Origin of the sequence: Blautia sp. DFI.6.71 (assembly GCF_020593585.1) — a bacterium.
Classification (GTDB): domain Bacteria; phylum Bacillota; class Clostridia; order Lachnospirales; family Lachnospiraceae; genus Blautia_A; species Blautia_A wexlerae.
The window spans coordinates 1-4,425 of the sequence record NZ_JAJDMJ010000097.1 but is presented as its reverse complement, the minus strand read 5'-3'; the positions used below and the strand labels follow the sequence as shown (position 1 = coordinate 4,425).

The 4,425-nt window shown below is 39.8% G+C and carries 6 protein-coding genes; 1 reads left to right on the top strand and 5 read right to left on the bottom strand.

Annotation, left to right across the window (positions count from 1 at the left end; translation table 11 throughout):
- Positions 1–28: 28 nt before the first annotated feature.
- From LJE12_RS19220 to LJE12_RS19200, 5 genes are all read right to left on the bottom strand, one after another.
- Positions 29–463, bottom strand: a complete 435-nt coding sequence (locus LJE12_RS19220; RefSeq protein ID WP_227226787.1) for a zinc-finger-containing protein — start codon at positions 461–463, stop codon at positions 29–31.
- A gap of 91 nt (positions 464–554) precedes the next feature.
- On the bottom strand, positions 555–974 hold the full coding sequence (locus LJE12_RS19215; RefSeq protein ID WP_227226786.1) for a hypothetical protein: 420 nt from the start codon (positions 972–974) through the stop codon (positions 555–557).
- A gap of 588 nt (positions 975–1,562) precedes the next feature.
- Positions 1,563–1,853 (bottom strand): type II toxin-antitoxin system YafQ family toxin, encoded by a 291-nt coding sequence (locus LJE12_RS19210; protein WP_227226785.1) that lies wholly within the window; start codon positions 1,851–1,853, stop codon positions 1,563–1,565.
- Positions 1,850–2,128, bottom strand: a complete 279-nt coding sequence (locus LJE12_RS19205; RefSeq protein WP_055066319.1) for a type II toxin-antitoxin system RelB/DinJ family antitoxin — start codon at positions 2,126–2,128, stop codon at positions 1,850–1,852. The genes LJE12_RS19210 and LJE12_RS19205 overlap by 4 nt, the downstream gene beginning before the upstream one ends.
- Positions 2,129–2,303: 175 nt before the next feature.
- Positions 2,304–3,680 carry an AAA family ATPase gene (locus LJE12_RS19200; RefSeq protein ID WP_227226784.1) on the bottom strand — a complete coding sequence of 459 codons (1,377 nt, stop codon included), beginning with the start codon at positions 3,678–3,680 and terminating at the stop codon, positions 2,304–2,306.
- A gap of 218 nt (positions 3,681–3,898) precedes the next feature.
- On the opposite strand from LJE12_RS19200, the gene LJE12_RS19195 reads away from it, so the two are divergent.
- On the top strand, positions 3,899–4,425 hold a 527-nt coding region (locus LJE12_RS19195), incomplete at its 3' end, for a toll/interleukin-1 receptor domain-containing protein (RefSeq protein ID WP_227292371.1).

The window sequence follows — 4,425 nt, the reverse complement described above, 5'->3', positions numbered from 1 at the left end:
AATTGGCCAGGTTGTATCCGGTTATAGTTTAGAAACTAACCGGATGCAGTACTAGGCTTTTTATATAGTCTGTACATTCCCGGATGGTCTGTTCACACAGGTAATAAGAAAATTTCCCGATATGTGTGTCCTTTTCCCGGAGATTCAAACGGTTCTGAAGCCGGATATATGTGCTGTGTTTGGTCATATAACCATTTTTCCAGATTGCATCCAAAGCTCTGTGTGCTTCAATCCGCTTATTACGCAGATCGCTGTCAGCCATGGTTCCCATGGGACGCATACTTTTTTTGTGTGCCCCAATGTATGAATCACAGGAAGGATAGCCGCTGCATACATACAGGTATTTCTCCGGATTCAGGTTGTTATCCCCATAGACATAAGCCGCAGGCCTAAGTACCCCGGGTCTTTTGCAATACGGACAGTACAAGGTTTCCCGCATCTGTTTTTTCTTCTTTTTTGCCATCTGACGTCACCCCTTTCCACCTTTTTCTCCGATATTAAAGAAATCCCTTTTTCTGTGTCAACAGAATTCTTTGAAAATCATAAAAATATTTTCAGGAAGCTCTTTTGATAAGCCTTGTGATAATGCCTTCTGCCACTTCATAGTTGTCGTTGATGCGGGTCACCACAAATCCGATCTTATCTTTCTTTCCCGGAAGTGCGGACATATTGCAGGAATGTGCCACAGCATTGACTCCGATATCAAGGCGGATAAAATAGGTTCCCTTATAGACTTCCGTAATGATCCCTGTATATTTTCCCTGTTTATGGCATTTCCGGAGATTATCTTTATTGATATTGGCTGTCGGACTCTTTGCATCCACTTCTATAATGATCTGGTCAACAGAGCTTGCTTCCACCTTATTGACCATGACCAGCACCAGATCACCTACCTGGAATTTTTCTCCGGCATCTACCATCCACTCCCAGGCCATATCTCTGGCCCGGACAGATCTTTCTGGTACGATGTGCATTCAAAAGCTGATGCCATCTGGCTTCTTCCTGTTCCTCCATGCTTTCAACCTGCGCGTCTACATCGATTGGCAAAAACACCATCGTAGACTGCACGCGGAATATCTTTTTCACCGTTTCCCGCCAAAACTGTTTTTTTGGTATCCTCCATATACTTCCTCCTGTTCTTATTTTTTTTCGTCTTCTCTGCTCCATCCAGAAAACTCCTTTTCCTCCGGTGCTCAGGAAAGACAAAAGAAGACACAAAAAAGCAGCCCGTTTAAAGCTGCTTTCTTCATGCCTTCTTTTTACAGATACCATTCTATAATACATGGAATTCTATGTCAATATTACCTCGATTGCAATAGCGTCGCATATCGGTTTCTTTTATGAAATTCCGAAAATTATTATTGCAACAATAGCGGCAACTATCATATATAAGGGGTAAGCAGAGTTCAACATTGCAGATATTCCCTGTTCATTTTCAAAATATCGAAGCGGTAAGGGCTACCGCGTTTTGGCGTACCACTATCAAGGTCGTCGCGTTTCACGACACCCTTTTGCATACAGAAAAACCGCCGTACAGGTTTCCCCATACGGCGGCAGTATGTTTATTTGCCGAACAAGTCGCTGTGTGTACCGGTGCGGGCCAGCGTCAGCACCAGAACATCATCCTCAATGCGGTAGACAAGCAGCCAGTCCGGGAGAATATGACATTCCCGATGACCTGCCCAATCGCCGGACAGGTCATGGTCGCGGTTCTTATCTGGCAGCGGTTCGCCCATTGCCAGCATTGCTACGACCTCCTCCAGCAGCTCGATCTTCAAGCCACGCTTTATGGCTCGTTTGTAGTCTTTTTTGAAACTGGACGTGTACTTGACGGTATATTTGGTTTCTTTCATCTTTTCAGGTCAGCAAACAACTCGTCAAGGTCATTGAAGCCCTTTACAGACGGGTCTTTTGCAATCCTTTCCGCTTCCAGCATGGCAGCAACCGTTTCTTTGTTCGGCTGTTCCAGCCTTACTTCAAAGGGAATGCCGCCTTCACGAAGCGACTGGCGCACAAAGATGTTAAACGCCGTAGTCAGGTTCATGCCAAGTTCAGTAAACAGTGCGTCCGCCTGCGCTTTCAAATCTGCGTCCATGCGGATACTGATGTTTGTGGTATTTCTAGCCATACGATCAACCCCTTTCTGCTGACAATTATAGTATATGCCATTTGCACGAAGAAAGCAATACTTTGCACGAATATTTAACAATAAATTCATTCAATGAGGTTAGCTGCACTATGAAGCCTGTATAACAGAAGGATTTGGTGGTGATAATAATTGCCTGATTCCTGTGGCCTTTTAGTTATTTGTAGTCCCTTCCTGCCCGCCTCATAGCAAGCTCCATCTCATATATATTTGTTTCATTGTAGAGTTTTTCTTTTTGCCCGCCAAGCTTGATTGTCCGCAAATAAGATAACCGGGTATTTTGCGTATTTTTGATATAAGTAGATTTTATATAGCAATTCTCAGGATTCACAGTCGTATAAAGCAGAGCATCGTTTTCAAGGATTTCCAATGGGCGTAAGTTATGTGATGTAAAGATCAATTGTCCTTTAGCTTTATCCTGCATAACTTCTAGGCATTCTCCCAGCAAATACTCATAAATACCAGAATCCAGCTCGTCTACCACAAGGCAATAAGACTCTCTGTTATAGCAGGCAACTAAATTACTGCAAATAGAAATCAGCTTCTTTATTCCTGCGGATTCATACAAAAGCGGAATCCGGTTCTCTCCACGCATGGCAATGATTTCAAACTGCACTCCGTCTTTTCCTTCCTTCAATAGCTTATCAAACGCATTATAAATTTCTATATTGATCTCAGGTATTAATGATTTTATTACAATATTGATCTGCTTGATCGTATTTGCTACATAAGGAAAAACTTCTTTTGGCACCACATTTATATCTGTGAAGCGTAAGAAGATGCTTTCGCCTTTTTTTGGTATCGTATCCGGCCAGTCAATATTAACGGGCATATTTTCCAGATTTAAGGATAAATAACCGTATTGCGCGTTTTCAACAACAGCAAGATCATAAATTCCATATTTCTGAAAACACTGACTCAGTAGAGAAAGCAATGCAGCCTCACCTTCAGCTTTTTCAAAGACTTCCTGTGCTTTTCTTGAAAATAAAAAGGAACTTACCTCCGGAACACCCTTTTCCTCATTATAGTTCTGTGTTGCCTGCTCTGCGACTCCAAGTGCAATAACATTCTGGATATCCTTAGAAAAACGCTCATACAATTTCACCGGACGAAAAAGCTCTTTCCTGCCTTTTTGGTAATCAAAAACAGGTGTGATCCGTTTTCCTTCGGACATTTCTCTCTGGCTGAATTTTTCTTTGCTGATGCAGAAGCTCTTTTTACCGTTTTTCTGCAGTTCAATTTCATATTCTACCAGATAGCATTTTTCTTCGATTTTCAGTTCAAAGCGATACTTTACAGTGGAGGTACCACTTGCTTCATTTATATAGTAATAAAAATTCGCCGGGATCTGACGTCCGGAAAGAAGATATTTCAGCAATACCATACAGTCTACAACTACTGTTTTTCCAGATCCATTAGCTCCATAGATTCCTAAAATGCTTCCCTTTTTATTTTGGGGCATTTCAATTTCACCATGTATCACGTTTTTTATGTTGTTGATTTCTATTCCCAAAAGCCGAACAACGTATTTCATCTCTATCACATCTCCTTTCAGCTCCATTCACCTGTACTCAGTATATCTTGTTATATCTCAAGAATCAATTCTTATTCTTATTTTGTTAATATTTTTAACATTATTCGAATTTTTCTCATGTAAACAAACAGGGTTTATGATAGATATGTTTATTTTGAGTAGATAATGGATAATTCTCAATTATCATTGATTCATATTAAAATCTATTTCAGGAGAAGATGAATACTATGCTTTTTTTCTGTTTTTCGAGCAAAGACCGACACTCAATAGTAGAATCCATTTTATTTCATCTAACTAATTATGGATTACCAGTCTGGTATGATCGGCATAAAATGTTATTAGGCGATGAACGAGATAATAAAAATTTTGACGAAGGAGTAAAGGCCTGTAATTATTCAATTATTATTTTAAGTGCTAATACAATTGCATCCGAATGTGCAAATGAGGAAATTGATTTGATTTATCAGAGATATAAACAGCATAAAATGTATGTGTTTCCTATATTTTTCAATATAAAAGCCAGTCAATTACCAGAAAAATATTGTTGGATGAAAAGATTAGTTTATAAAGAACTTACTGTTGCAAATGATTCGCGAAGTGCTTGCAATCATATTATATGTAAAGTGACCTTAGATGAATTGCAAAAGTATAAAATCAAAACGATAAATGAATATTTAAAACTTTATAAAATGCAAATTCTGCTCGAACGGTACGCCTATTCCGAAATCGGCGGTACATTCATTCT